Annotated in this window: 25 protein-coding genes, 1 pseudogene and 1 riboswitch; of the genes and pseudogenes, 12 read left to right on the top strand and 14 right to left on the bottom strand. The window is 66.9% G+C overall.

All coding sequences use genetic code 11. The features are described from left to right. Positions 1-290: 290 nt before the first annotated feature. Complete coding sequence (locus AC6LJ5_RS01110) at positions 291-629, bottom strand: aldo/keto reductase (protein ID WP_498139601.1); 339 nt, start codon at positions 627-629, stop codon at positions 291-293. Here AC6LJ5_RS01110 and AC6LJ5_RS01115 point away from each other — a divergent pair. Next, the gene (locus AC6LJ5_RS01115; protein WP_498139666.1) at positions 561-1,460 is read left to right on the top strand and encodes a LysR family transcriptional regulator; all 900 of its coding nucleotides are present in this window, start codon (positions 561-563) and stop codon (positions 1,458-1,460) included. The two genes, AC6LJ5_RS01110 and AC6LJ5_RS01115, sit on opposite strands and share 69 nt — an antisense overlap. Before the next feature lie 246 nt (positions 1,461-1,706). Here the strand turns inward: AC6LJ5_RS01115 and uca are convergent, their stop codons facing one another. The 9 genes and pseudogenes from uca to AC6LJ5_RS01160 form a co-directional block, all read right to left on the bottom strand. Then, the gene (uca, locus tag AC6LJ5_RS01120) at positions 1,707-5,327 is read right to left on the bottom strand and encodes an urea carboxylase (protein ID WP_498139602.1); all 3,621 of its coding nucleotides are present in this window, start codon (positions 5,325-5,327) and stop codon (positions 1,707-1,709) included. Between the two features lie 144 nt (positions 5,328-5,471). Continuing rightward, positions 5,472-6,107, bottom strand: a complete 636-nt coding sequence (locus tag AC6LJ5_RS01125; RefSeq protein ID WP_392411436.1) for an urea amidolyase associated protein UAAP2 — start codon at positions 6,105-6,107, stop codon at positions 5,472-5,474. Positions 6,108-6,118: 11 nt separating this feature from the next. Further along, positions 6,119-6,850 carry an urea amidolyase associated protein UAAP1 gene (locus AC6LJ5_RS01130; RefSeq protein ID WP_392411435.1) on the bottom strand — a complete coding sequence of 244 codons (732 nt, stop codon included), beginning with the start codon at positions 6,848-6,850 and terminating at the stop codon, positions 6,119-6,121. Beyond that, a complete protein-coding gene (locus tag AC6LJ5_RS01135) occupies positions 6,847-7,665 on the bottom strand; it encodes an ABC transporter ATP-binding protein (protein WP_498139603.1) in 819 nt (272 codons plus the stop codon). The genes AC6LJ5_RS01130 and AC6LJ5_RS01135 overlap by 4 nt, the downstream gene beginning before the upstream one ends. Continuing rightward, positions 7,662-8,477 carry an ABC transporter permease gene (locus AC6LJ5_RS01140; RefSeq protein WP_392411433.1) on the bottom strand — a complete coding sequence of 272 codons (816 nt, stop codon included), beginning with the start codon at positions 8,475-8,477 and terminating at the stop codon, positions 7,662-7,664. Before AC6LJ5_RS01140 ends, AC6LJ5_RS01135 begins: the two co-directional genes overlap by 4 nt. A gap of 13 nt (positions 8,478-8,490) precedes the next feature. Next, positions 8,491-9,549 (bottom strand): putative urea ABC transporter substrate-binding protein, encoded by a 1,059-nt coding sequence (locus tag AC6LJ5_RS01145; RefSeq protein ID WP_498139604.1) that lies wholly within the window; start codon positions 9,547-9,549, stop codon positions 8,491-8,493. A gap of 59 nt (positions 9,550-9,608) precedes the next feature. Beyond that, positions 9,609-9,709: riboswitch (guanidine-I (ykkC/yxkD leader) on the bottom strand. A 231-nt stretch (positions 9,710-9,940) separates the two neighbouring features. Beyond that, positions 9,941-10,270: pseudogene (locus AC6LJ5_RS01150) on the bottom strand (IS66 family transposase); the annotation flags it as partial. Beyond that, positions 10,255-10,470: an IS66 family transposase gene (locus AC6LJ5_RS01155; protein ID WP_392411431.1), complete on the bottom strand. Its 216-nt coding sequence runs from the start codon at positions 10,468-10,470 to the stop codon at positions 10,255-10,257. The pseudogene AC6LJ5_RS01150 and the gene AC6LJ5_RS01155, both read right to left, overlap by 16 nt. A 47-nt stretch (positions 10,471-10,517) precedes the next feature. Then, the gene (locus tag AC6LJ5_RS01160) at positions 10,518-11,258 is read right to left on the bottom strand and encodes a TetR/AcrR family transcriptional regulator (RefSeq protein WP_498139605.1); all 741 of its coding nucleotides are present in this window, start codon (positions 11,256-11,258) and stop codon (positions 10,518-10,520) included. Between the two features lie 330 nt (positions 11,259-11,588). On the opposite strand from AC6LJ5_RS01160, the gene AC6LJ5_RS01165 reads away from it, so the two are divergent. The 5 genes from AC6LJ5_RS01165 (at position 11,589) to AC6LJ5_RS01185 (ending at position 15,464) form a co-directional block, all read left to right on the top strand. Beyond that, positions 11,589-12,557, top strand: coding sequence for a Bug family tripartite tricarboxylate transporter substrate binding protein (locus AC6LJ5_RS01165; RefSeq protein WP_498139606.1), 969 nt, complete (start codon positions 11,589-11,591; stop codon positions 12,555-12,557). Positions 12,558-12,603: 46 nt separating this feature from the next. Beyond that, a complete protein-coding gene (locus AC6LJ5_RS01170; protein WP_498139607.1) occupies positions 12,604-13,371 on the top strand; it encodes a cyclase family protein in 768 nt (255 codons plus the stop codon). Between the two features lie 34 nt (positions 13,372-13,405). Further along, positions 13,406-13,843 carry a lipocalin-like domain-containing protein gene (locus AC6LJ5_RS01175; RefSeq protein WP_103274866.1) on the top strand — a complete coding sequence of 146 codons (438 nt, stop codon included), beginning with the start codon at positions 13,406-13,408 and terminating at the stop codon, positions 13,841-13,843. Between the two features lie 29 nt (positions 13,844-13,872). Further along, positions 13,873-14,811: a 3,5-dioxohexanoate:acetyl-CoA acetone transferase gene (kce, locus tag AC6LJ5_RS01180; RefSeq protein WP_498139608.1), complete on the top strand. Its 939-nt coding sequence runs from the start codon at positions 13,873-13,875 to the stop codon at positions 14,809-14,811. A 200-nt stretch (positions 14,812-15,011) separates the two neighbouring features. Next, positions 15,012-15,464: a hypothetical protein gene (locus AC6LJ5_RS01185; RefSeq protein WP_498139609.1), complete on the top strand. Its 453-nt coding sequence runs from the start codon at positions 15,012-15,014 to the stop codon at positions 15,462-15,464. Positions 15,465-15,666: 202 nt separating this feature from the next. Here AC6LJ5_RS01185 and AC6LJ5_RS01190 read toward each other — a convergent pair whose 3' ends face one another. Continuing rightward, positions 15,667-17,739: a TerD family protein gene (locus tag AC6LJ5_RS01190; RefSeq protein ID WP_498139610.1), complete on the bottom strand. Its 2,073-nt coding sequence runs from the start codon at positions 17,737-17,739 to the stop codon at positions 15,667-15,669. Between the two features lie 263 nt (positions 17,740-18,002). Here AC6LJ5_RS01190 and AC6LJ5_RS01195 point away from each other — a divergent pair, with 263 nt between their 5' ends. The 4 genes from AC6LJ5_RS01195 (at position 18,003) to AC6LJ5_RS01210 (ending at position 20,911) form a co-directional block, all read left to right on the top strand. Further along, positions 18,003-18,314 (top strand): helix-turn-helix domain-containing protein, encoded by a 312-nt coding sequence (locus tag AC6LJ5_RS01195; RefSeq protein WP_103274863.1) that lies wholly within the window; start codon positions 18,003-18,005, stop codon positions 18,312-18,314. After that, positions 18,311-19,549 carry a type II toxin-antitoxin system HipA family toxin gene (locus tag AC6LJ5_RS01200; RefSeq protein WP_498139611.1) on the top strand — a complete coding sequence of 413 codons (1,239 nt, stop codon included), beginning with the start codon at positions 18,311-18,313 and terminating at the stop codon, positions 19,547-19,549. The genes AC6LJ5_RS01195 and AC6LJ5_RS01200 overlap by 4 nt, the downstream gene beginning before the upstream one ends. A gap of 30 nt (positions 19,550-19,579) precedes the next feature. Next, a complete protein-coding gene (locus tag AC6LJ5_RS01205) occupies positions 19,580-19,882 on the top strand; it encodes an ArsR/SmtB family transcription factor (RefSeq protein WP_103274861.1) in 303 nt (100 codons plus the stop codon). A gap of 63 nt (positions 19,883-19,945) precedes the next feature. Further along, positions 19,946-20,911, top strand: a complete 966-nt coding sequence (locus AC6LJ5_RS01210) for a zinc-dependent alcohol dehydrogenase family protein (protein ID WP_498139612.1) — start codon at positions 19,946-19,948, stop codon at positions 20,909-20,911. 86 nt (positions 20,912-20,997) lie between these two features. On the opposite strand, the gene AC6LJ5_RS01215 is transcribed toward AC6LJ5_RS01210, so the two are convergent. Genes AC6LJ5_RS01215 through AC6LJ5_RS01225 form a run of 3 tightly spaced genes read right to left on the bottom strand, consistent with a single transcriptional unit; the run spans position 20,998 to position 22,388 of the window. After that, the gene (locus AC6LJ5_RS01215; RefSeq protein WP_498139613.1) at positions 20,998-21,855 is read right to left on the bottom strand and encodes a class I SAM-dependent methyltransferase; all 858 of its coding nucleotides are present in this window, start codon (positions 21,853-21,855) and stop codon (positions 20,998-21,000) included. 16 nt (positions 21,856-21,871) lie between these two features. Next, a complete protein-coding gene (locus AC6LJ5_RS01220; protein ID WP_103274858.1) occupies positions 21,872-22,210 on the bottom strand; it encodes a VOC family protein in 339 nt (112 codons plus the stop codon). A gap of 10 nt (positions 22,211-22,220) precedes the next feature. Further along, a complete protein-coding gene (locus AC6LJ5_RS01225; protein WP_103274857.1) occupies positions 22,221-22,388 on the bottom strand; it encodes a ribbon-helix-helix domain-containing protein in 168 nt (55 codons plus the stop codon). A gap of 385 nt (positions 22,389-22,773) precedes the next feature. Between AC6LJ5_RS01225 and AC6LJ5_RS01230 the strand changes: the two genes are divergently transcribed. Then, positions 22,774-24,165 (top strand): SWIM zinc finger family protein, encoded by a 1,392-nt coding sequence (locus AC6LJ5_RS01230; protein WP_498139614.1) that lies wholly within the window; start codon positions 22,774-22,776, stop codon positions 24,163-24,165. Beyond that, the gene (locus AC6LJ5_RS01235) at positions 24,162-26,726 is read left to right on the top strand and encodes a DUF6493 family protein (protein ID WP_498139615.1); all 2,565 of its coding nucleotides are present in this window, start codon (positions 24,162-24,164) and stop codon (positions 26,724-26,726) included. The genes AC6LJ5_RS01230 and AC6LJ5_RS01235 overlap by 4 nt, the downstream gene beginning before the upstream one ends. Positions 26,727-26,728: the final 2 nt, after the last annotated feature.

Consider the following 26,728-nt stretch of genomic DNA (forward strand, 5'->3'; position numbering starts at 1 on the left):
CGAAAACTATCGATAACCATCGCCGGCCTGCGCAAGCGGCTGGCGGTGGCCGTGGCGATGGATCCCGGGGACTCGATTGAGCCCCTGCCGTTGATGATCCAGACCTGACTGCACCTTCGCACGTCACTCGGTTGGCGAAGTTGAAGAGGGGCGACATTGCCAGCGAAGCCGAACGGCTTATCGACGGTATAGGCTGAATGCCCGCCGTCTGCAGAAGCCCCGCTGCCGCCTGCCCAAGGCAGCAACGGAGCGAACGCATAGTCATCGTGCGCGCAGAGAGGGACCCCCGCTCACGAAGCCCCCGCCTCCGGCACATTAGTACCCATACCCTCAGGCAGCAAGGGCGCGATCTCCGCCAGCTCATCCGCACTCAACCACAATTGCGCCGCGCCCAGCAGCCCATCGACCTGCTCAGCCCGTCGCGCGCCGACGATGGCGCCGGTCACGGCGGGTTGCCGCAGCGCCCAGGCGATCGCCACCGCTGCCGGCGTCAGTCCGTGGCGCTCCCCAATGCGGCGCAAGGCTTCGACCAGGGCAAGATTCGCGCTCAGGCGTGGCTCCTGGAAGTCCGGGCTGCGGGTCTTGCGCCAGTCGTCGTTCGGCAGGCTGGCGATGCGTTCGCGCGGCATCGCAGCTTCCGCAAGGCGGCGGCCGAGCGCGGCGTGTCCGCCTCGGCCTTGAGCCACGCCATGCGCGGTCTGGAAGAGCGGCTGGGCGTGCGCCTTCTACACCGCACCACGCGCAGCGTGACACCGACCGAGGCGGGCCAGCGTTTGCTGGATCGACTCGATCCCGCCTTGCGGGAAGTCGCTGACGCGCTGGAGGACATGACCGCCTTGCAGGCCGAGCCAACCGGCACGCTGCGCCTGAATGTGCCGCGCCCGGCGGCGCGGCTGGTGCTGGCGCCGATGCTGGCGGGATTCGTGGCGAAATACCCGCGTGTGCAGGTGGATGTCGTGACCGATGACGGCCTGGCCGACATCGTGGGGGATGGCTTCGATGCCGGCATTCGCTACGGCGAGAGTCTGGCCGGAGGCATGGTGGCGACGCCTGTCGGGCCGCCGCAGCGCTTTGCATGCGTGGCCGCGCCGTCCTATCTCGTCTTGCGCGGCACGCCACGGACGCCGCGCGAGCTGCCCGGCCATGCCTGCATTGGTCGCCGTTTTCCCAGCGGCCACCGCTATGCCTGGGAGTTCCAGGTGAAGGGCGAGCCGCTGGCCATCGAGGTCAACGGCCCTTTGGTGTTCGACGACGACGTGCCGATGATCCAGGCCGCGTGCGACGGCGCAGGCGTGGCCTACGTCTATGAGGCCATGGTCCGCGAGGATCTGGCCGCGGGCCGGCTGGTGGCGCTGCTGCGGGACTATGTTGCGCCGCCTGGCCGGTTCTTTCTCTACTACTCGGGGCGGCGGCACCTGCCTGCGGCGCTGCGGGCCTTGGTCGATTTCATTCGGGCGTGACGGAGCTGGCCGCCGGGCATCGAGCTGATCCTGCCGGACGGGTTCCATGCCGTCCGGAATACGCATGCAAATCCACCCCTGACAGCCCGTTGGCGTTCCACGGCATCTCAAGCCGCCTCGGCAAACCCCGAGGAACCGCCGGTATGGTCGGCGGCATCACAAAGCTGGACCTTGAATGACCAGGATGGGTACCGTCATGTGCCTGGACGGTACCAAGGTCCCTGGTTTTGTTGAGGGGCGTGATGTTTACCGAGTCGAATCTCCTCGATTGGCTTCGATGACCACGACGCACTGGCCCGCGCGCACCGAGGCGCCGGGTTGCGCGCGCACTTCGCGCACGACGCCGGCCTGTGGCGCATTCACGGTGATTTCCATTTTCATCGATTCCAGGACGACGAGTTCCTGGCCAGCCTGTACTTGCTGACCGACCTGTACCCGCACCTGCCACAGGTTGCCGGTGATATCGCTTTCCACGCCGTGGCAGCCTTCGGGCAGCGGCGCTTCGGCCTGGGGGGTGCCTGCCGCCGTGTCGTCGCTTTCGAAGTGCGCCTGTCCGGTGTCGATCCAGCGCTGACGCTCCGCGTCGAAGGCCGCGGCCTGGTGTGATTTGAAGGCCGCGATGTCCTCGGCCTCGCGGCGCAGGAAGTCCTGGTATTGGGCCAGGTGCAGTTCCGCCGGCTCGATCCGCAAGGGGAACCGTCCCAGCGGAAAGTCTCGCCGGATCCGCGCCAGCTCCTCGGCGCTGACCGGATAGAAGCGCAGCTGGTCGAAGAAGCGCAGCAGCCAGGGCTGGCCGTCGAAGGCGGGCACGGTCCGGTAGCGGTTCCACATCTGCAGCGTGCGGCCGACGAACTGGTAGCCGCCGGGTCCTTCCATGCCGTAGACGCAGAGATACGCGCCGCCGATGCCCACCGAGTTTTCGGCTGTCCAGGTGCGAGCGGGGTTGTATTTGGTGGTGACCAGGCGATGTCGCGGATCCAGCGGCGTGGCCACGGGCGCGCCGAGATAGACGTCGCCCAGGCCCATCACCAGGTAGCTGGCGTCGAAGACCGTCTGGCGGACCGCGTCGATGTCGGGCAGGTCGTTGATGCGACGGATGAATTCAAGGTTGCTCGGGCACCATGGGGCATCCTTGCGCACGGTGGTCATGTATTTGTCGATGGCGAGCTGGCAGGCCGGATCGTCCCAGGACAGCGGCAGGTGCACGATGCGGGAGGGCACGCTCAGGTCGCGGGCGGCGCTGACGCGCGCCCATTGCGCCGCGATGTCCTGCAGCAACACCGGCAGCGGCAGCTTGCGCGGGCAATAGTGGACCTGCAGCGAGCGGATGCCGGGCGTCAGGTCGACGATGCCATCGATATCCTGCGCCTGCAGGGCCTGCATGAGGGCGTGCGCCCGGAAGCGCGTGACGAGGTCCAGTTCGGGCGCGCCCACTTCGAGCAGCAGATGGGTGTCGCCCGACAGGCGGGCCACCAGGCGCTGGTCGCCGGCGCCCGTGTCGAGCACGATCGGCGAGGCAGGGGCCGTGGCTTGCCAGTCCTGTTGGTCCGGGGTCAGCGTCGCGCTTTCCTGGTCGCGCGCATCGGCCAGGCGGCGGGCCGTGGGCAGATCCACCGCAATGAACTGCACGCGGTCGCCCGCCTTGAGCTGGCCGAGCTGCCACAGGTCCGCCTCGATGACCGTCACCGGGCACACAAAACCGCCCAGGCTCGGACCATCGGGTCCCAGGATCACCGGCATGTCTCCCGTGAAATCCACGGCCCCCACGGCATACGGGTTGTCGTGGATGTTGGAAGGATGCAGGCCCGCTTCCCCGCCGCTGTCGCGGGCCCATTCGGGCCTGGGACCGATCAGCCGGACGCCCGTGCGGCTGGAGTTGAAGTGCACCTCCCATTGGGCGGCGAAGAAAGTCTCGATGTACCCGGCGGTGAAATACTCGGGAGCGCCGTGGGGGCCGTAGATCACGCGGATCCGGCGCACGGGGGGCAGGGGGGCGAGCAACGTCGGCGGCAAGCTGGCGCCGGCCGAGGCGTCGTCGAGCGTCGGCAGGTGCAGGACATCGCCGGCCCGCAGCGCCCGGCCGCCGTGACCGCCGAACTGGCCCAGGGTGAAGGTGCTCTTGCTGCCCAGGTAATCCGGCAATTGCAGGCCGCCGCGCAGGGCGAGGTAGCTTCGGACGCCCGCGCCCTGGATAGCGCCAAGCGTGAGCGTCGCGCCAGCGGGCACGAACAAGGCCGTGTCCATGGGCTGCTCGGCGCCATCGAGCAGGACCGGCAACCGCGCGCCGGTGACCGCCACCACCGCGGGCGCGCGAAAACGCAGTCGCGGTCCCGACATCGTGATCTCGAGCCCGGCCGCGCCTTCGGCGTTACCCAGCAGCCGGTTGCCCAGGCGCAGCGCGCGGTCGTCCATGGGGCCGGAAGGCGGCACGCCCACGGCCCAGTAGCCCTGGCGGCCTGGCCAGTCCTGCACCGTGGTCAGCGTGCCCGAGGACAGCACGTCGAGCGCCGTGCTGCGGTAGGCCAGCGTTTCCAGGCACCGCGTCCAGGGCGATCCGCTGGAAAAGGGCGCATCCGCCAGGATCTGGCGCAGATAGTCGCGATTGGTCTCCACGCCGTAGAGACGGGTCTGCGCCAGGGCCGCGTCCAACGCGTCGCGCGCCGCGTCGCGGGTGGGCGCGCAGGCGATCACCTTGGCGATCATGGGGTCGAAGTAAGGCGGGATTTCGCAGCCGGCTTCCACCCAGGTGTCGATCCGCAGCGCGCGACCGTCGGCGGCGGGGAAGGCCACCTCGCTCAGCAGGCCCGGACTGGGCTGGAAATCGCGTCCGGGGTCTTCGGCGTACAGCCGCGCCTGGATGGCGTGTCCCTGGGGCCGCAGCCCCTGCGCGAGTTGCTCCAGCGGGGGCAGCGTGCCGGCGGCGAGTTCGATCATCCAGCGCACGAGGTCCACGCCCCAGACCTGCTCGGTGACGCCGTGCTCGACCTGCAGCCGGGTGTTGACCTCCAGGAAATAGAAGCGTTGCGCATCGCTGTCATAGACGAACTCCACCGTGCCGGCGCTGCGATAGCGCACCGCGCGCGCCAGCGTCACGGCCGCCTCGCAGAGCGCGCTGGCGATGGCATCGGGCAGGTTGGGCGCGGGGGTTTCCTCTATGACCTTCTGGTTGCGTCGCTGCACCGAGCAGTCGCGCACGCCCAGGGTCAGCACGCCGCCCCGGCCGTCGCCGAATACCTGCACTTCCAGATGGCGGGCGCGTTCGATGTAGCGCTCGATGAAGACGCCCGCATTGCTGAAGTTGCTCTGCCCCAGGCGCTGCACGACAGCGAAGGCGTCCTGCAGCTCCTGCGGTGACCGGCACACCCGCATGCCGATGCCACCGCCGCCAGCGGTGCTCTTGAGCATCACCGGATAGCCGACCTGTTCGGCCGCGGCCAGGGCGGTTGCGGGGCTGTCCAGCAAGTCGGTGCCTTCGAGCATCGGCACGCCCTGCTCACGGGCCAGTGCCCGCGCGGTGTGCTTCAGGCCGAAAACCCGCAGCTGCTCGGGCGTGGGCCCGACGAAGGCGATGCCGGCGGCCATGCAGGCCTGCGCGAAGGCGGCATTCTCCGACAGGAAGCCGTAGCCGGGATGGATCGCGTCGGCGCCGGCGTCGCGCGCGGCGTCGAGCAGTTTGTCCGTCGCGAGGTAGGTATTGTTCGCGGCGCCATCACCAAGGCAGTACGCCTTGTCGGCCTGGGCCACGTGCAGGCTGCCCGCGTCGGCGTCGGAATAGACGGCGATGCTCTGCACGCCCATCGCGCGCAGCGTGCGCTCGATACGGCAGGCGATGGCGCCGCGATTGGCAATCAGGAGTTTCTTGAACATTCGATCGGTCTCGAGTGGCGGGCCGTCCCGCGATGACATAGCGCGCCCCGGTCGTCCGGGGCGGGAGAGCGAGGCGCGCGAGCGCGGCCTCTACTCTCGACAGGGAAGAGCGATGTTCGGCGGCGCTCGACGGCGCCGCGTCCGTCAGTCCCAGACCAGCACTTCGGCGGGCGTCGGGTTCCAGCCGTTGCAGGGGTTGTTCAGCTGCGGGCAGTTGGAAATCAGCACGATGACGTCCATGGCGGCTTTCAGCTCGACATACTTGCCCGGACCCGAGAGGCCATCCTCGAAGGTCAGCCCGCCCTCGGGAGTGACCGGGACGTTCATGAAGAAGTTGATGTTGGCGCCGATATCGCGCTTGTCCAGCCGACCGTCGTGCAGGCAGGCGCGCAGGAAGTTGTCGCGGCAGCTGTGCATGTGGCGCTTGCCCAGCGCGTAGCGCACAGTGTTGCTTTCCTGGGCGCAGGCGCCGCCCAGCGTGTCATGGCGGCCGCAGGTGTCGGCCACGATGGTCAGCAGCGGATTGCCCAGATTGGAATAGAGCACGCTGCCGGTGGTCAGGTAGATCTTGTCCTGGCGGCGCAGCGTGCGTTGCGGGTCGTAGCGCTCGCGCGGGTTGGCGGCGCTGTAGAACAGCGTATCCACGGCCTGGTTGCCTTCCAGGTCGAGCAGGCGCAAGGTCTGCCCGGCCTTCACCTCGAAGAGGTAGGGTTCGCCGGCGGGAATGACGTGGCGAAACAGGGCGGTCTCGGGCGTGAGTTGGCTGGCGGTCAATGACATGGCGGGGCTCCTCAGAGGTAGAGGCGTTCGGTATTGTGGAAAGCCCGGGCGTTTTCCGGGCGCGATGCGCGGCAGGCGTCGGCGATGCTTGCGGTGCGGGCCTGGCCCCAGGCCATCCGGACCCGCCGGGGCGCATAGCGCGGATTCGGGTCCATCGGGTGCTGCAACGCCGTCAGGACCACCAGCGTGTCCATCGGCGCATAGAGCGCGACATGGTCGCCGGCCTGGGAATTGCCGCTGACGTAGCGCAGGATGCCGTGCTCATCGGCGGTGACCTTGCTGAACAGGTTGACGACCATCAACAGGTCTTCGAGATCCAGGTTCCACTTGCCCATCTCGACCAGCAGGTTGTCGTGGCCGTTGCGGAAGAAGCCGTTGCGCAGTTCCTGGTAGCGGCCGGAACCGTACTTGGCCTGCACTTCGCCGGCGTCCAGCACGCCGCCTATGCTGTCGTGCCAGCCGCAGCTGTCCGATACGATGGCGGCCAGCACGCGTCCCATGTCCGAATACAGGCAATGTCCTTCGGTCAGCCGGAAGGTGTGTTGGCCCTTGAGGGTGTCGGGCAGATTCAGGCGCTCGCTGGGCTGGCAGGCATTGAGCAACATCATGCCGACGTTGGCGCCGCCCTCGAGGTCGGTGATGCGCAGTACCTGGCCGCGCTTGAGGATGAAAGACGCGTGGCCGCCGCCGGGCAGCGTCTCCTCGTACAGCGGGGCTTCAATGAAAAGGCTGTCGGTGTTCATGATATTCCCTTGGTGTGGATGTATGCGTCGGGGGGCAGGGCGCGCGCGACGACGTGGGGCGGCAGCGAGGCCACGGCCTTGGCGCCCGCCGCGCGGTCCGGGTTGAGCGGGATGTCGTAGGTGATGCGGGCGCCATAGGCCTGCGGCGCCTGGGGATCGATGCGCACCTTGTCGAACACCAGCAGTCGCGTGCCGAGATGGAATCCCTCCGACAGATCGTGGGTCACCATGAAGACCGTCAGCCGGGCCTCGCGCCAGAGCTCGAGCAGCAGCGCGTGCATGTCCTTGCGTATGCCGGGGTCCAGCGCGCCGAAGGGCTCGTCGAGCAGCAGCATGCGCGGCCGGGTGATGAGCGCCTGGGCGATGGCTAGGCGTTGCTGCATGCCGCCCGAGAGCTGGTTGGGGTAGCGCGCCAGCGCGTGGCCGAGACCGACCCGGTGGAGCATTTCCGCTGCGGCCTCGCGCGCGGCGCGCTTGCGCTGGCCCAGCAGGCGGCCGAGCAGCGGCGCGGCCCGCAATTCCACCCCCACGGCCACGTTGTCCAGCACGTTCAAATGAGGAAAGACCGAGTAGCGCTGGAACACCACGCCGCGCTGGGCATCGGGTTCGGCGGGCAACGGCCGGCCCTCGAGCCGCAGTTCGCCCTTGCTGGGCCGCTCCTGGCCGAGCAGCAGCCGCAGAAAGGTGGACTTGCCGCAGCCCGAGGCGCCCACCAGCGTGCAGAACTCGCCTTCGGCGATACGCAGGTTCAGCTGTTCGAGCACGACCTGGTCGCCATAGCGCTGCCAGACGTTGCGAATCTCGATGAAACTCATGGCGCGCTCCCCTCGGACCAGGGGAAGCACTTGCGGTGGATCAGGCGCAACGCCCAGTCCATCGCCCAGGCCAGGAGCGTGATCCAGGCCACATAGGGCAGGATGACATCCATCGACATGTAGCGTCGCACCAGGAAGATCCGATAGCCCAGGCCGGCCGTCGCCGAAATCGCCTCGGACGAGATCAGGAATAGCCAGGCCGCCCCGAGCATCAGCCGCAGCGATAGCAGCAGCCGCGCCAGCAATTGCGGCAGTATCACGCGCAGCACCGCCGTCCAGCTGTTGGCGCCCAGGGTCTGCGCCTTGACCAGCAGTTCGGCCGGAATCTCGCGGGCCCGCTGCTCCAGGTCGCGCGCCAGCACCGGCGTGATGCCGATGACGATGAGCATGACCTTGGAGAGTTCGTCGAGTCCGAAGACGATGAACAGGATGGGCAGGATCGCCAGCGGCGGGATCATCGAGAGGACCGCCATCAGGGGCGACAGGGTCGCCCGCAGCATCGGAAAGGCGCCGGAGGCGATGCCCAGGCCCAGGCCGGCCAGGGCGGCCACTGCGATGCCCAGCGCCAGGCGTGTCAGGCTGGCCAGCGTATCGGACCAGAGCAGCACGGAGCCGGTGCGCGCGTCCTCGGTGAAGGCCATCCGCGCGATGGCGTCGAGCATTTGCGCGACGCTCGGCAACAGGCGGTCGTCCGGGTTGTCGGCCAGCCGCGCGGACGAGGCGACCACGTAGACCAGCGCCAGCAGGATGAACGGCAGCAGCGCGAGCAGCCAGCGTTCGCCCCGTTCGGGGCGGCGATTGATGAAACGCATGGATGCCTCGCGCTCAGAGCTCGCCGTCCGCCGCGAGCTTCAGATAAGTCGCGTCGAACCGGAGTTTGGTGTTCTTGGCGTTGCCGACGGTGGTGCCGCCGGGAAACGACATCCCGATGGCGTCGGCGCTGCGCGCGCCCTCGCCGAGCAGGCCCTTGTCGAACGAGAACTGCGCGACGCGCTTCATGGTGTCGGGTAGCTTCGGGCTGGAGACAAAGGCCAGTTGCTCCGCTGCCGTGTACATCATGGCCGTGGTCGCGAGCTGGGCCCGGTAGTCGGCGACAGTGGCGCCTCCGGCCTTCGCCATCTGCGTGAGCGCGGCGCCGTCATTGGCTTTCATCAGGGCCATGACCTCGAACCAGGCGCCGGTGAGGGCCTTGCCCAGGGCGGGATTGTCCTTGAGTGTCGCGCTGTTGACGACCATCAGGTCGATGATCTCGCCGGGCGCCTTGCTGGAGTCGAAGACCTGGGTGCTGCCGGGCGTGGCGGCGATGGCGGACAGCTGCGGATTCCAGGTCACCACGGCCTGCACCCTGGGCGCCGCGAAGGCGCCGACGATGTCGGCGTCCGAGGTATTGACGACCTTGATGTCGCGCTCGCGCAGGCCGGCGGCCTCCAGGCCGCGCGCGAGCAGATAGTGGGACACGGAGAATTGCACGAGATGCACGCTCTGGCCCTTCAGGTCCTCGAGCGTCTTGCCGGTCCCTTTCAGGACGATGCCGTCGTTGCCGTTGGAGTAGCTGCCCGCCAACAGCGCCGTGCTGTCCACGCCGCTGGCCGCCGGCACCGTGAGCGCGTCCATGTTGGTCATGGTGCAGCCGTCGAACTTGCCGGCGGTGTACTGGTTCAGCGATTCGACATAGTCATTGAGCTGGGTGACCTGGATGTCGATGCCGTACTTCCTGGCCCACTTGGCAACGATGCCCTGGGCCTGTGCGTAGTCCCAGGGCATCCAGCCGGCATAAATGGTCCAGCAGATGTTGAAACTGGTTTTCGGGGCGGCGCTGGCCGGGGCGCCCCACAGTGTTGCAAGGCAAAGGGTCGTCAGACCCGCGAGACGGCGCAAAATCATATCGGGACACTCCGGTTGAGAGGACGGGCAACGGGAGCAGCCGGACGCCGATGGCGCCGCTCTCCCGGGCTTTTGTCCCGCCGTGTAACCTCAACCGAGGTCGTCGGCTCTCGGACCAGACATCCGCGTGATGCGGATCGGAACCCTAGCCAACCATTTGGTTCGCGGCACGCATGCCGCTCCCGTATGCTTTTCATCAAGCAACAATCGTGCCAACACCGTTGCAGGCAAGGTCGCGTCTTTTCCCCCTGGCGGAGGACGGGACAGGGCGGCGTCGCGCACCAAGGCGGCGCAGTGGCGCGGCATGTTCCCCGTGGTGGTGCATGGTGTGGGGCATGCGTGGCCCCGATGAGTCCGCGCGACCGCCGATGCTTGCCGCACTTTTCGCATTGATCTGGCTGTTTTTCTGCGTTGGCAGGCGCGTAAGCACGTCCTTCATATAGGCATACGGATCATGCCCATTGAGCCGTGCCGACTGGATCAGGCTCATGATGGCGGCCGCGCGCTGGCCCCCGCGCAGCGCGCCCGCGAACAGCCAGTTCGAACGCCCGATCGCCCAGGGGCGGATCTGGTTCTCCACCCAATTGTTGTCGATCGGCGCATCGCCGTCGTCAAGGTAGCGCGTCAGCGCCTCCCAGCGCTTGAGGCTGTAGTCGATGGCGAGCGCGGTGCCGGAGCCTTCCGGCACGCGCTGGCGTTGCGCGATCAGCCACCGGTGCAACGTTTCGGTGATCGGCTTGGCTCGCACACGCCGACCCACTCGCCCAGCGTCGAGCGCGGCAGCTGCAGGCCGGCGCGCGCAAGGATGCCTTCCTGGCGGTATAGCGGCAAGTGGTCGGTGAACTTGGCCACGATCTGTGCCTTCAGCGCCTTCGGATAAGACCGGCGCTTAGGAGCCGGCGCTAATTCTGTCTTCGACATGGTGTCCTCCTGAAAGTGGTGGACGCTATCGGGGACAACTGCTGCGCTCAAGAAGGGTTTGCCGGGCTCTTACGCTGATCCTTGGATGCGCCGGCAATGATTGGGGGTGAGCGCATGGCAGCGCTAAGAAAGGGCACGATTTGCTTCAGAGAGCAGGCAAAGTCGCTGGCGGAGCAGAGCCCGTCGGAAATCACCTCGATGCGACCCGTGTCTGCAAGAGCATATTGGTAGGCGCCGAGCATGAACATGAAGCGCCAGGACACGTCTTCGCGGGACAGGTCGGTGAGGCTGCGCGCGAACGCCGCGACGAAGCGCATCGACGATTCATCGTAGAGGCGCTGGCGCAGTTCGTGGCCAAAGCGCGTGCCGTCGAGTTGCAGATGAGCCTGCATGCGCAGAAACGCACGTCCGCTATCACCACTCGTTGCCAACCTGAATGCGGGTGCCAAAAAAATCTCGATGAGGCGCTCTACCGGGATTGGCGCCCCCTTCGCCGCGGCTTCTTCCGTGTCGAGCAGTCGCATGCGTTCTTCGACCAGTGGTGAACCGCAGCGCAGGTACGTCTCCTGGAACAAGGCTTCTTTGCTTCGAAAGAAGTAATGGATCATGCCTTGGTTGACCCCGGCACTGTCGGCTACGTTGCGCAATGAACAGCCCGTGAAGCCAAGTTCGCCGAAAAGGCGTTCGGCCGCGTTCAGGATGCTTTCGCGCGCGTCGCTCTTGCGCCGTCGGCGTTGAGGTTGCTCGGCCGCAGTTGTCATGTGGTCTGGATCGATCTTCGGACTCATAGCTTGGCTGTTGTGCCTCTCACAGAAGGGGGTATGCGCGTGTCGGCAGTGATGGGTTTGTCTCCTGCCTGATCGGGTGGGCTCGCCACACGATTAGTTATTCGAAAGACTAATGATGAAATACCACCCCGCGTTCGTCTAGTGGTCTCCAACTGTGACTAGAGGCAGTTCAACGGACCATCGCAGCACATTGCCTTCACATTGGCGATTTGGCTGCCATGTCGCCAACGCCCACCGCCTATGCCTTCTAGGGGTTTTTACCATATCGACTTAGTCATTCGAATAACTAAAAATTAGCGCAACCCATACCTGCTTGTTGAGGAGACAAACATGCTGAGGTTCGCGCTACGGTTCGCCGTGCTTGGCTTGACCCTGTCCTTGGCGGCTTTGCCCGCAATAGCCCAGTATCCAGAGCGGCCCATTCGCCTGGTGGTGCCCTATGCGCCTGGCGGGGGAACAGACAATATCGCTCGGCTGTTGGCCGCGAAACTCGGCGCCCGTCTGACTCAGCCCGTCGTCGTCGAGAACAAGGCGGGGGCCAACGGCATCATTGGATCGGACGCCGTGGCTAAATCCCCGGCCGATGGCTACACGCTCCTTTTGGCAGGACTTGGGCCGTTGGCCGTCAATCCGAGCCTCTTCCAGAAGATGCCGTATGAGCCCGCCCGCGCTTTCGTTCCCATCGCGAAGGTTTCATCGGCGGCCCTGGTGCTGGTTGTCCCCGGGGTATCGAAAGACGGGCTCAAGGAGATCGTCGCAGGCGCAAAGAGCAAACCCGGCGAACTCAATATCGCAAATGCCGGAGAAGGGTCACCTCAACACATCTGCGCCGAGCTGTTCGCGCGCTCTGCCGGCATCAGGGTGAACCACATCCCCTACAAGGGCGCGGCGCCCGCTGTCACCGACTTGCTGGGGGGGAGCGTGCAAGCGCTGTGTGACAACGTGGGCACTGTCCGGGCTTTCGTTCAGTCCGGCAAGGTCAAAGCCCTGGCCGTGTCGACTCGCCAGCGGGCACAGGCGCTGCCGGATGTGCCCACCTTCGAGGAGCAGGGGCTGGCTGGCGTTGACTTCTCTTTGTGGTTCATGCTGGTGGCACCCGCTGGCACACCGGTGGAAGTCGTGACTCGCCTTAATACGGAAATCAACGCCATCCTCAAGCAGCCCGACGTGATCCGGACACTGCAAGACAACGGAAGCGAGGCCGCCGGAGGCTCGGTCGCAGAGGCATCGGAATTCCTGGCGAAGGAAAACCGTGCCTGGCCGGAACTGGTGCGCTCCATCGGTCTGACCAGACAGTAGCGCCGTTCACGAACTCTCGACCTCATTTCTCCAAGGACCTGCCTCAATGAGACTTATCGATCTGTCCGTCGCCATCGAGAACGACCTGCCAGTGGACCGGCCGGGGAATGGCCCAAAGATCCGGTATCAGAACCACCAGGAGACCTTCGAGGCTCTGGCCAAGCCTTTTGCTGGATTGCGCCCCGAAGACCTCCCCGACGGCGAGGCGTGGGCAGTCGAGCGTCTGGACCTGTCGACGCACAACGGGACGCACATGGACGCGCCGTGGCACTACGCATCGACGATGAATCGCGGCGAGCGCGCCGCGACCATCGACGAAGTGCCGTTGGACTGGTGCTACAGGCCCGGCGTCAAGCTGGACTTCCGGCACCTGCCGGACGGCCATGTGGTACGTGCCAGGGAGGTCGAGGATGAACTGGCGCGCATCAACCATGACTTGCAACCCCTGGACGTCGTGCTGGTGAACACGGGCGCCGCGGCGCGCTACGGCCAAGATGATTACTTGGACAGCGGCTGCGGCATGGGACGCGAAGCGACGCTGTACCTGACCGAACGTGGCGTCCGGGTCGTAGGTACCGATGCCTGGTCCTGGGATGCCCCGTTCAGCCACACCGCCCGGCGCTTCCGCGAAACCCAAGATGCGTCGCTGATCTGGGAAGGCCACAAGGCGGGTCGGGAGATCGGCTACTTCCAGATGGAGAAGGTGAGCAACTTGCACCTGTTGCCCTCCACGGGCTTTCAGGTGATCTGCTTCCCCGTGAAGATCCGTGCCGCTTCGGCGGGGTGGGTCCGCGCAGTGGCTGTCTTGCCCTGACCAACCTACGAACCCTCAAACTTGGAGTACCCGCATGAATGCGAATGACCTGACTGGAACCTGGTTCCTGGGAGAGGCGTATGCCGTCGGCCCCCGGGGGGAGCGCCTGTACGACGTCTACGGCGCACGGCCGTCGGGCGTCATTCACTACGGCGACGACGGGCGCATGATGGCGCTCATCACTCACGACGGTCGAGAGCGGCTTGACGGCGACCGGCAGGCCGCGCCGGAAGCGCAGCGTGCACAGGCCTATAAGTCCTCCATTGCCTATGCCGGACGCTTCACGCTGGAAGCCGGTTGGATCTCGCATTGGGTCGACGTCTCCACCTATCCGAACTGGGTGGGGACGGCGCTTCGCCGCGCACTGAGCTTCGAGCAGGGCGACGCGGTCTTGACGACCGCGCCGCAAATGCAAGACGGTGTCGAAACCGTCATCAAGCTGGTGTGGCGCCGCCAGCCTGTCGAGTCCTGAGTTCCATTGTTCATACATGGCAGTCCATCATGTCCAAGCCCTCTCGCAAGATCATCGTCACCTGTGCCGTGACCGGCGCCATCCACACGCCGACCATGTCGGACGCGTTGCCCTATCGCCCCGAGGACATTGCGCGCCAGGCCCTTGATGCGGCGCAGGCGGGCGCCGCCGTGCTTCACCTGCACGCACGCAATCCGGAGAACGGCTCTGTGTCGATTGACTCCGAGCACTTCCTCGGCTTCCTGCCCTCGATCAAGGCGTCGACGAACGCGGTGGTCAACCTCTCTACAGGCGGCAGCCTTCGCAATACCGTGGCGGAGCGCATCGCGCCCGCAAAGCGTTTTTCGCCCGAGATGTGCTCGTTGAACATGGGTAGCATGAACTTCTCGATGCATCCCCTGGCGCAGCGTTATAAAAAGTGGAAGTTTGACTGGGAAGAGTCGTACCTGCGGGAATCGGACAGCTACATCTTTAGCAACACCTTCCGCGACATCGGGATGGTGGCCGAAGAACTAGGCCAGGAGCACCGCGTCAAGTTCGAGCACGAGTGCTATGACGTGGGACATCTATACAACCTGAAGTTCTGCCTGGACTCCGGTATGTTCAAGGCGCCGATCTTCATTCAGTTCGTCCTGGGAATTTTGGGCGGTATCGGTGCTGACCTGGAGAACCTGGTCTTCATGAAGCGCACGGCCGACAAGCTGTTCGGCGACCAGTACCAGTGGTCCGTGCTGGGTGCGGGGGCCAGTCAGATGAGTCTAGCCACAGCAGCGGCAACGATGGGTGGCCACGTGCGTGTCGGGCTTGAAGACTCGCTGCAGATCTCTCGTGGGCAACTGGCGGAATCGAACGCGCAGCAGGTACGCAAGGTGCGTGAACTGCTTGAAAGTCTGGGGCACGAAATCGCGACGCCCGATGAAGCGAGAGAGATTCTGTCGCTCAAGGGAGCTGCGGCCGTGAAGTTCTGACGTGCCTATGCAGCCGTCTTCCGGTTGAGGCGTCACGCCCCTGCCGGGAAGGTGTTCCTGGAGCGGGCGACGCGAATATTCGAGGCCTTGAGGCAGGCGCGTGACGGCGTCAAGTCCGCCGCCAGCGGGTGTCGAGGACTGTTGGGCATCGCATTGAGCAGTTACAGTGATCGGCTCATCCCGAGTTTGGAGCCCGCCGAATGCCCGAAGCCTCCTTGGTACCGGAATTTCTCAAAGACTTTGCCTTGAAGCGCAATTTCGCCGTTCATGACTGCGTTTATGGCTCGATCAACCTGGGCAGGTCCTTTCCCATTGAGCAGTCATGTGGCGCGGTCTACGGAATATGGGCCAGTTCCCCTACACCCATCAGGACCGGCCTCGCTCCCATACCCGGCTACCCTCAGTGGTATCCGGTTTATTGGGGCAAGGACATCACGCCAGTCAGCCGTTTGAAGGCGCATGTCCAAGGCCATCAGAATGGAAACATCAATCTGCCAAGCATTCCCGAACTGGAGAATTTACCCCTGGTCTTTGGTTCCATTTTTGTTGCTCACTATGATGAGTTCGAGCGTTTGCTGCACGCCGGCTTTCCGCCGTTGCGTGGTACGCCCCGGGCCGGGCGTCAGTCGACGGTCGTGAAAGTGCGTGCGTGATAGCCCGTGCGCCATCAGGCCAAGTGGCCGGCCGCGTCCCCCGGCGTGCCAAGGGATGGTGGCGTTCCTGGTTTCCTTGACGGGCAGTGGGGTGCCGCTATGGACATGAGTCGCGGGCACAGGTGCCTTCCTCCGGTTCGCGTGCAATTCTTGTCCATGGAGCCGGATGGCGCGCAAGCAGGGTTGATTGAGTATTCCCGAGTCAAAGAAACCGTGACCGAATCACGTCCACATCGAACGGCGTAATCCCCTGGTGAGGCGCAAATACGGTCTCGGCCTGCTGCGGCGTTTCCACCCGTTCCCCCCGCGCGCGTACATGCAGATCAAACAGCGTCTCCAGATCCGACCGGGGCGTATGCACCAATGCCCGCAGCATCAAGGACACCCCGCTCAGATTGTTCCGCACATTGTTCCAGCGCGGCGTGGACGTCAGCCCCAGGTCGGCCCAGATCACGCGGCGTTCCTGCAGGTCCATCACGAAAGGCAGGCAGATCTGCGTGTCCGACGCGATGTCGATCCGGTCGACCACCGTGCGCGGTTCGTACACTTCGCCCGAGGCCAAATCGGCGCGGGCCATCCAGCCGGCGAAGCACTCAGGCAGGTCGCAGTACGGCTGCCGGGTGTAGGAGTTGATGGACGTGACGACGTAGCGGATGCCTTTCTCGACGAGGGCGTCGATGTCCAGGTCGATGAACTCCGAGGCGCCTTGCGGGGCGTCGACGATGTCGCCGCTGTGGTAGCCGCCGAAGCCCTTCAGGTTGTAGTACGCGACCGTCTGCATGAACACGAAATTGGCGTCGAAGAAAGCGGCAGACAGGTCGATGTCCGTGCGCGCGCGGCCGTTCTTCCACCACAGGAACAGGCGGATGAAGCGCGTGTCCGGCAGCGGCAGGCGACTGCCGCGCACCAGCGTACGCAATGACTTCGATGCGGCGCGCTGCGCCAGCGGCACGATGTAGTCGCGCAGCGCGGGGTCGACGAAGCAGCGGCCCAGCGGCGGCAGCGAGGCGAAGCGCTTGACGAGCGCGTCCTGGCAGATCCGGGCCGCGCGCGCCAGCACTTCGGGCGCCAGCGGCTCACGGCGATCCTGGATGCCGTAGACCTTGGCCAGTGCGCCCTTGGGCGTGAAGGCCCGCAAGGGCAGGGGGCGCGGCGCCCGGGCCTGGGCCAGCACCTGCAGCAGGATCGGCGTGGACGCTTGCGCCGCCACCGTTTCGAATGCGTCCAGCACGGCGCCGGGTTCGGTCGAGCGGCGCAAGGTCACATCCAGCCGGCGCGCGAATTCGCCGGGACGTTGTTGCAGCAGGGGCGTGAGCGCGGCGATGTGCCGTTGGGCCAGCAGCGTCTCGACGCGCGACCCGAACGAGGCCGGCGCGTCGTTGCGCCGCGCCGCCGTGATGGCCGCCAGGGCGCGCGGGTATTTGTCGGCATAGTCGCCCGGGTGCAGCACTTCGGCCAGGCGCTTCCAGCGCTCGGCGTGGCGCATCACGTCTTCCACTGCGTTGGGCGCGCGATCGAGCAGGCGCAGCAGCAGGCGGCGCACGCCGCGCTTCATCGGCGCGAAGCGTGTCGTCGCCGTGGTCAGCGACACATCTCCGCCGCTCAGGGCCACCGCCAGCCGCAGCGCGTCGGTCGCGGTCTCGACGTTGCGATCCAGGAATTCGTCCACCCGCGCATCGCCCGCCACGTGCTGGACCAGCGCGCCGCCAACCAGCGCGCGGATCTCGCGGAACGGCACGTCCCCGGGCAGCAGGCGGAAGACATCGCCGCGGTATTGCCGGATGAACCAGGCGACATCGGCGGCGTCCACCTCGGACAGCGAAGTGCGCGACGAGACCAGCGGCGCCAGCAGCGACTCGAATTCAGCGACGCGGCCCAGTTCGATGAGCCAGGGCACGAGCTTGCCCTCGAGCAATGGCGGGCGGGCATGCTCGTGCGCCGGCAGGCGGCGCAGCGTGAGGTAATGCATGACGGCCGTCAGGTACAGCTCGGCCTTCGAGGCTTTCAGCACCTGCTCGGGGAAGCCCGGATAGAACGGCTGGTGCTGCACGTGCGCGCCGACCCGGCGGCGCAGCACGCCAAGCATGTCGCGCAGCCAGCGCGCGAGTTCATCGGCGGACAGCATGCCGATCCGCTCGATCACCGACTCGGACAGGATGCAGTGGAACGCCGCGATTTCCTGGATGGCCGACGCGACCTGGGCGCGCGTGGCGCCGCCAGAACCCACGGGGACGTGGACCTTGGTGGCGCGGCGCAGGAACAGTTCCTGATTCATGCTTGCCTTGCTCCGGTGGCTCGCCGCTGCGAGCGAGCGGCGGCGTCATGGCGACGCCGATGTGAAAACGCCTGCGTGACGCAGGCGCGGTGTGGAGAGCGGGACCCCTAGGTAATCAGGGTGAGAAGGAAGGTGTCCCATAGCCACGAGGGGCATTGTACGGAAGGCCGGGCTTGCTTGCCAGATGGTGATGCGTTATATAGGTCTATAAAGATCATAAAAGTGATACTTATAAAGAAAAAATCTAGATAAAGAGCAGAGAAATGTCATTTAATTTGGCATCCACCGCCGAGATCCTGCGGGCCTTGGGCTCACGGCTGCGCATCCAGCGGTTGGCCCAGGGTCTGCCTCAGCGCGAGCTGGCGCAGATGGCCGGCCTGTCGCTCGGCGCGTTGCGCAAGCTGGAAGGCAGCGGCCAGTCATCGCTGGAGACCTTGATCCGCGTGACGCAGGCCTTGGGACTCGTGGATGAGCTGCAGGATCTGTTCGTGCTCAGGCGCCAATCCATCGCCCAGATGGCGCAGGCGGAATCCGCCGGGCAACGACAACGGGCGCCTCGTCGGAGCAAGACATGAAGCAGCTGGCCGTTCATTACTGTGGCTGGGGCGAGGACTGGCTCCTGGGGCTCCTGGCCGATGACGGCGCCACGCTGCTGTTTGAATACGCGTCCGAGGCCCTGGCGCAGGGACTGGAGTTGTCGCCGCTGCATCTGAAGCTGCGCGCTCCGGCCTACGGGGATTTTCCGCCTTATCTGCATCGGTTGCCCGGCCTGATGGCGGACAGCCTGCCCGATGGCTGGGGGCTGCTGCTGATGGATCGTTTGTTCCGCCGCCAGGGATTGCGTCATCCTGGGCCCTTGGATCGTCTGGCGTTCATCGGGGACCGGGCCATGGGCGCGCTGCGCTTCGTGCCGGCGACCGATCCGCATGCCGTGGAGCCCGACTGGAGCCTGCTGGCCCTGGCCCGGGAAAGCGAGCGGGCTCTGGCTGGAGAGGCGGGCGTTGCCTTGCGCGAACTGGCGCTGACCGGCGGGTCTCCGCAAGGCGCGCGGCCCAAGGCTTTGGTGCAGCACGACGCCGCGACCGGTCACGTCAGCACGCGCGGCGATGCGCCCGGCGTTCCCTGGTTGGTGAAGTTTCCGGCGCAGGGCGAGCATAAGGAGGTATGCGCCGTCGAACAGCTGTATGCCGAGCTGGCCCGCGATTGCGGCCTGGAGGTGCCAGCCAGCGCCTTGTTCGATCTGTCGTCCAGGCTTGCCGCCTTTGGCGTGGCGCGCTTCGACCGGGAACGAGGCATGCGCGTGCCCGTGCATAGCCTGGCGGGCCTGCTGCAGGTGGATTTCCGCATGCCGGGCAGCACGGACTACACGACCTTGCTGCGGGCCACCCGGTTGTTGACGCGCGATGAGCGCGAGGTTGAGAAGGCCTATGCGCGTGCCGTCTTCAACGTGTTGTTTCACAACCAGGACGATCATCCGAAGAACTTTGCATGGCGTCTCGGGCAGGATCGGCGTTGGCGATTGGCGCCCGCATTCGACCTGACGTTCAGCCACGGACCGATGGGACAGCATCACATGGATGTGTGCGGCGAAGGCGCCGCGGTGGGACGGGATCACTTGCTGCGGCTGGCCAGGGAGGGCGGGGTAGGCATGCCCATGGCAGAAGCCACGCTCGACCGGATGGTTGAGCAGGCGGCGGCCTTCGCCGGACGCGCCGAGGCGTTTCCGATTCGTCGCGCCACGGTGCGGCGGATGAGCATCGCGATAGCGGCCAGCCGCGCGCGGATTCAAGGCGTTCGACGGGGAAATTGACATATCGGTAATTTCCGATATGATCCCGCCATGGACTTGCTAGACATTTTCAAAGCGCTCTCGAACCGCACCCGCCTCGACATCCTCAAAGGCCTGAAGGATCCCGAGCGGCACTTCCCGCCGCAGGACGAGGGCGACGTGCATACGGTGGGCGTGTGCGTCAGCAGCATCCAGGAAGGCGTCGGACTGTCGCAGTCCACGGTGTCCGACTATCTGGCCACCCTGCAACGCGCGGGCCTGGTCGAGGCCCGGCGCATCGGCCAGTGGACCTACTACAAGCGCAATGAAGCCAACATCAGCGCCTTTGCCAAGCTGATCGGGAAAGAGCTCTGAATTTTTTTGCCGGTAAATATCGGAAAATCTCGATATCCCTTTTTATCGAAATTAGGAGTTGAAATGAAAGCAATCGTGCTCAAGTCATTCGGCGGCCCCGAGTCGTTCGAACTGCGCGACGTGCCCAAGCCCGTGCCGCAGGCGGGGCAGGTGCTGGTGCGGGTGCATGCCACGTCGATCAATCCGCTGGACTACCAGGTCCGGCGCGGCGACTATCCCGATCTGGTGCCCTTGCCGGCCATCACCGGCCACGATGTCTCGGGCGTGATCGAGGCTGTCGGGGCTGGGGTGACGGCCTACGCGCCGGGAGATGAGGTCTGGTACACGCCGCAGATCTTCGAGGGGCAGGGCAGCTACGCCGAGTACCACGTGGCCGCCGAGAGCATCGTCGGCAGGAAGCCCGCCGCGCTGAGTCATCTGGAGGCGGCCAGCCTGAGCCTGGTGGGCGGGACGGCCTGGGAGGCGCTGGTCGCGCGCGCGGGGCTGCGGGTGGGGGAGAGCATCCTGATCCACGGCGGCGCCGGCGGGGTCGGCCACGTGGCGATCCAGCTTGCCAAGGCCATCGGCGCCCGGGTGCTCACGACCGTGCGCGAAGCGAACTTCGCCTTCGCGCGCGAGATGGGCGCGGACGTGCTGATCGACTATGAAAAGGAGGACTATATCGACGCCGTATTGCGGGCCACGGATGGCCGGGGCGTGGATGTCGTGTTCGATACCATTGGCGGCGATGCCTTGTCGCGCAGTCCCGACGCGCTGGCGCAGCTGGGCCGCGTGGTGTCGATCGTGGACATCGCGCAGCCGCAGAACCTGATCCAGGCCTGGGGCAAGAACGCGGCCTATCACTTCGTGTTCACCCGGCAGAATCGCGGCAAGCTCGATGAGCTGAGCGCATTGGTGGCGCAGGGCCGGCTGCGGCCGCATGTGGGGGCGGTCTATGCGCTGGCCGATGTTCCGGCCGCGCATGCGCGGCTGGAGAGCCGCAACAACGGGGTGCGGGGGAAGATCGCGATTGAGGTGGCGCCCGCCTAGCGAGCGGGGCGCTTGCCGCGTCGGGTGGCGCGCGGTTTGGTGGCCGGGAATCAGCGCAGGATCTGCCGTAGGGCAGTACTCGCCGGCTACGTGCCCGCAATCAGAAATTCTTCGGCGCTCGACAAGCTCAAGCCGTCCGTTCGCCCCGCGAAGTACCGCTGCGCGAGCACGGCGGGCGCGACGTGCCGGACATCGCGGAACCCCGCCTCCCGCGCCATCGCCATGATCTGGGCCGGCGCATAGAAGCTGATGAACGGCGTCCCGCTGGCGCGGGCGCCCTTGACGGCCATTTCGATGCCGGGCCGGACCTCGGGCGCCATCTGTTCCACCGGCAGCACGAACGTCATGGCGAGCGTGGAGCCGGGCGCCAGCGCGGCCACCTGTCGAAACGTGGCCAGCGTCGCGTCCCGGGTCAGATACATGCTGACGCCCGTGGAAGCGACGAAGGCCGGGCGCGTCGCATCGAAGCCCGCCTCGGCCAGCGCTTGCCAGGCGGAAGCGCCGGCCTCGAAGTCCACCGGGACCAGTTGCAGCCATTCCGGCACGCCGTAACCCAGCTCGACCAGTCGCCGGCGCTTCCATTCCTGCGGCGCGGGCTGGTCCACTTCGAACACACGCATGCGGCTGGCGATGTCGGGCCGGCGCTGGGCGAAGCTGTCCAGGCCCGCGCCCAGGATCACGTACTGCGCGACGCCCTGGGCGGCCTGTTCCAGCACCAGGTCTTCCACGAAACGCGCCCGCGCGACCATGGACGCGCGGAAGGTCCGGGTGAAGATCGGATCCATGTCGGGTCGCTCGCGCCAGCTGTCCGGCGGGGCCAGCAGCCGCAGGCCGATGTCGTCCTCGAAGACATGCGGCGGCGCATCGGCTTGCAGATGCAGGGCGCGCCACAGCGCGGTGCGCTCGGCCGTGCTGTCTGGGCTGGGGGCTTTGCTGTTCGGCATGGCGGTCGCTCCGCTTTTACTTGGGCGCCTGCAGGCTCCAGACACGGCCGTCGGGATCGCGCACCGTCATCTCCTGCGTGCCCCAATGGGTGTCCTGGAAGGGGGAGACGACTTCGACGCCGGGGTCCAGCTGGAGAGCCCGGGCATCGGCGACTTTCATCACCAGCTGCATGGCTGGCGCCTGGTCGGCGGGCACTTCGGCGATGAAGAGGTAGGGGCCCGGGCCGTTGCGGAGCTGGCCGGAGTTGTGGTCGGTTTCGAAGTCGAGCGTGTAGCCCAGGGACTGGAAGAATTTGGCCGACCTGCCCCAGTTGTGGGTCGTCAGGAATATGGCTTCTACACCTTCGGTTTTCATGGGATGGCTCCTAGTTTGGGTCGGCGGGCTTGTCGGCGTGGTCGGCCAGATAGGCCCGCAGGGCTTCGGCGACCAGGGCCGACAGCGAAAGCTCGGCTTCGATCGCATGGTGCTTGACCTCCCGGATCAGGCTGACCGGCAGGTACACGTTGAACTGTTTGACGCTGTCATCACTCATGTTGCTATGATGCTAGCAAGCTATATTTTTTGTCAATGCCGTTTGCCGGCACGCTTTGTCGATACGTTTCGTCAACGTCGTCAAACGGTCACCCAGTCAGGCTGTGATGGTCGGACGCGGCAGGGGCAAGCCGCCCGACGGCGTCTCGAAGCGCTCCCGCAGCGAGGCTGGCGCCGTGGCGGCGCCGGCCCGTCCTGCCGCGCAGGCCGGGCCCAACCGCCGACGCCAGTTAACATGTGACCCAATGACCACGCAGCTGACCGTCTCACCGGCGCAGTCGTCCCATGGCGGACGCCCGCCTCAGCCAGAAGATCAACCGTTCCCGTCCCGGATCGCGACGGCGGCGGATCATCGCGGCGTCCAGTCCGCATCAAGGAGTCCCTGAATGGCGGAGCTGGCTTATGCCTATCTTGCCCCTTCCGAATTCGCGCAGCGCCCGGGCCAGGCCGACCTGAGCCTGGCCACCAGCGGCGGCGTCGCGCCGTCGGGCGCGGTGGCGCATCCCTTCTTCTTTTCCGGTTTCGTGGCGCAGCCGGCCGTGGTGGCGCAAGCGCTGCTGATGCTGGCGCGGGTGGCGCGCACGCGGTTCTATGTGCCGCCCAATACCCTGGCGGCGGTGCTGCGGGCGGCCGATCCGGTCGTGACGTCCACGCCCGAGGGCCTGCGCTTCGAGTCGTTCAGCGTGTGCTGCGGCGTGTATGCGCGCCTGGACGTGGACGCGGCGGCGCTGGACGCCACGCACGTGGCGCCGGGCGTGACCAATGTGGATGTGAATCCGCCGCTGCGCCAGGCGCTGGCGGGGCTGCGGGCGTCGGAGCCCCTGCACCTGAACGTGGGCAGTGATGCCTTGCGCGTGTCGACCGGAGCGGGCGAGATTGTCGAGGAAAAGGTGCCGCTGCCCACCCGCTGGCTCAAGGGTTTTGCCGAGACGCAGATGCTGTCGGCGGGCATGGCGTGCCGCCATGCGCTGACGGGGGCGGCCCTGCGCCAGTTCGTGCAGGCGCTGCCGCGGTCATCGTCGACCAAGACCGTGATGTGGGCGACCCAGGCGGCCCGCTCGCTGCGGCTGGCCACGCAGGCGACGCCCGGCGCGGTCTGCGTGGCGGGGCCGGAGCGGCTGCGCGTGCTGGAGCCCTTGTTGCGTTATGCCACCGCGCTGCGCGCCTATGGCGCGGAGACGGCGGCGGGCGCGCTGCCGCAGGCCAGCGCCTGGGTGCTGGAGCTGCCCGGCGCGCGGGTCACGCTGGGTCTGAGCCCGGAAAAGGCGCGGGGGTTCTCGGGCGAGGGCGCGGTGCTGCATCTGGTCGCGGGCGGCGATGCGAATGAGGACGCGGCGTTCGTGTCGACGCTGCTGGCTTTCGAGCCGCGCATCGATATCGCGCAGCTGGCCGCCCGGGCCCTGTTGCCCGACGCGCAGATCGCGTCCGCGCTGGGCGTGCTGGCGTCTTCCGGCCAGGTGGGGTTCGATCTGGCGGCGGGCGCGTACTTCCATCGCCCGCTGCCGGTGCAGGCGGGGCTGCTGGATACGTTGCATCCCCGGTTGGCCGAGGCGCGCAAGCTGGTGGCCGGCGGCGGGGTGCGGCGCGAAGGCGAGGGGCAGTACACGGTGCAATCGGCGCAGCAGCGCTACCGGATCGCGCTGGGCGCCGAGCCCGCGCAAGACCGTTGCACCTGCCCCTGGCACGCCAAGTATCAAGGCACGCGCGGGCCGTGCAAGCACACGCTGGCGGTGCGCATGTTTCTTGATCCCCTCAATGCGCCTGGAGCCGGAGCATGACCTTGAACCTGACCGAACGCCGCGCGGCGCTGCGCGAGGCCGCCGGCGGCGGCGACGCGGCGGATATCGCGCCGTTCGCGCGCGCGCTGGACGGCGCGGACGAGGACGAGCGCGCCGCGCTGGCCAAGGCCTTGCCGCCATCGCGCCTGTTCAACGCGGAGGGGCCGACGCCCCGGGCTTGCTTTGTGCTGGCCGCATTGGGCAAACCCAAGCTCGTGGCGGAGACGCTGGCGCCGGCGGACATGGAACGCAAGCGCGAATATGGCGCGCGCCACGGCGAGATGACGCCGGCCGTGATCGAGGCGGCAGCCGGACGGGACGCAACGTGGCGCGCCGCGTTCGTCGAGCTGTTAGCGGAGCAGTACTGGTGGGGTGAGCATCTGGCATGGCCGGTATGCCACGCGCTGGTCCGGCTGGACGGCGATGCGCCCTTGTCGGCGGCGTATCTGCGGTGCTTCGTGAGACAGGTCAGCGCCGTCGGCGCGGACGGGCAGCTGGACGCGGACCACGGCAAGCTCATGGCCGCGCACCTGCGGGCGCATCCCGATTGGATCGGGCGTGAATTCTGGGCCTTGTTCCGGGTCGAGGGCATGGGCGCCGATTACCAGCTCGTCGAGCGCACCGGGCCGGCTTGGGACGCGGCCGTCCTGGCGTTGTGCCAGGAAGAGCCGGCGTTCCGCGAGCGGCTGCTGGTCGAGTCGAGGGAAGCGCTGCTGCGAGATTTTTCAGCGAAGAGCATCGCCTGGTACTTGCGCATGCATCGCCTGGCCGATCCGGCCGCGCACGAGGTCGTCGCCAGCCAGCACGCGTATCTCGCCGTGCTGGCCACGGCGCCCAGCACGGCGGTGGGCCTGGCCCAGGACATGCTCAAACGCGCCGTCGGGCTGCTGGACGCGGACGCGATGATCGATGCCGGGGCCGCCGTCCTGACGCGTGCGGAGAAGAAGCTGGTCAAGGCCCAGCTGGGGCTGTTCGCCGCGCTCAGGACCGATGCCGGGCAGCGCAACCGCCTTTCGCGGATCGTCGGCGAGGCGCTGGAAGGCATGCCGCTGGACCTCGCGCCGCTGGCGCGCAAGCTGGTGGACTCGTCGGACGAGACGCAGCGGGCCGCCACGGATGGCGAGATGGGCGCGCGGGAAGAGGGGGCGGCCCAGGCAGTCACGATACCGCCGCCGCGTCGCGAACCGTTGCCGGATCTGCCCGACCACACGCTCGCCATCGTCGATGACGAGGCATTGCATGCCTTGATCCGCGCGCAGTTCGAGGGCGCCGGAGACGGCGCCGAGTTGCCTCGCCTCTTCGCCCATCTGGCCAGCCGTCCGCAACTGCAACTGCCGGAGGCGCTGCGACACCGCGCCGCCGAGATCATCGAGTCGGTGTGGGACGAGCGCAATGCCTCGCCGCGACGCCTGCTGGCCGCCGCGCTGCTGGGCCGGGATGACGTCAGTTTCCAGGGCTATGCCCGCTATGTCGTGGCCAGCGCGGGCAAGCCGGATCCCGTGGGCGTGGCATTGCAGGAAAACACGTTCACCAGCCAAAGCTACGACGTGGCGACCGGCGACTGGACGATCCGCGAGACCTGGACCTCCCGCTCGGGCTACCAATATCTGCCGACGCATGCGCCGCTGGCTCTGCTGGCCGGCGTCTTTCACGAACTGCGGGCCAGCCGGGCGCGGGGCGAGCCGTTCATTCCGCCGGTGGCCGTCCCCGGCCAGCGCTTCGTCTGGGAACGGGTGCTGGCCGAGCCGGGCGCAGGGACTTTCTCGCGCGACTTGCAGGTGTTGGGAGAAGTGCCCAAGCCGTTCTGGATGGCGGCGGCCGACGCTTCCACATCGCCTGCCCTGGATGTCGCCGACGTGCCCGCCGAATTCACCTTCCGCGCCCAGGAGGCGCGGGAACAGGACGGCTACGACCAGGTGGTGCAATGGACGGCCTGGCTGCTGCGATCCAACCCCGACACGCTGGCCGCGCACTTCCATCCGATGTTGTGCGCGGCGGTGAATGTGATCAACGTGCGCGGCCTGGGGCCGCTGCTGGCGGCGCTGGGCGCGTCCCGCAGGGCGCCGGGCGGACCCGTGTACTCGGCCTTGGCGCTGGCCGCGTCGGCGAAGATGACCGAGCAGCGCGCCCAGGCGGCGGAAGCGATCGCGCGCTTGGCCGACGTTGGCCTGCTGGATCCCGCGCCGTTCGCCGAGCAGATCGCGGCGCACCTGGCGGACGGTTTCGCCTTGGCCGGGCGGCTGGCGCAGACGCTGGCCGACGCGGCCTCCATCAGCGCGCTCGCCGGCTGCCGCGCGCTGCAGACGCTGGAGGCGCTGCTGCCCAGGCTGGTCGATGCCGACGGCAAGCCGATGGCCCAGGCCGCCAAGCTCATCGAGCTTGCCGCGCGCCTGTCCAACGACTATGGCATGCCGATAGCCTTGCCCGCCACGCTGGCGGCGCGCCGCAAGGGCGCGTCGGTGCTGGCGGTGACCTTGCGCAGCCTGGAAACCGTCGCGCCGCGCGCGACGCCCTTGGCCGAAACCGCCGCTGCCGCCGCGCAGCGCACTCACGAGGAATAGCC

The organism is Achromobacter sp. 1011791174, from assembly GCF_059760925.1.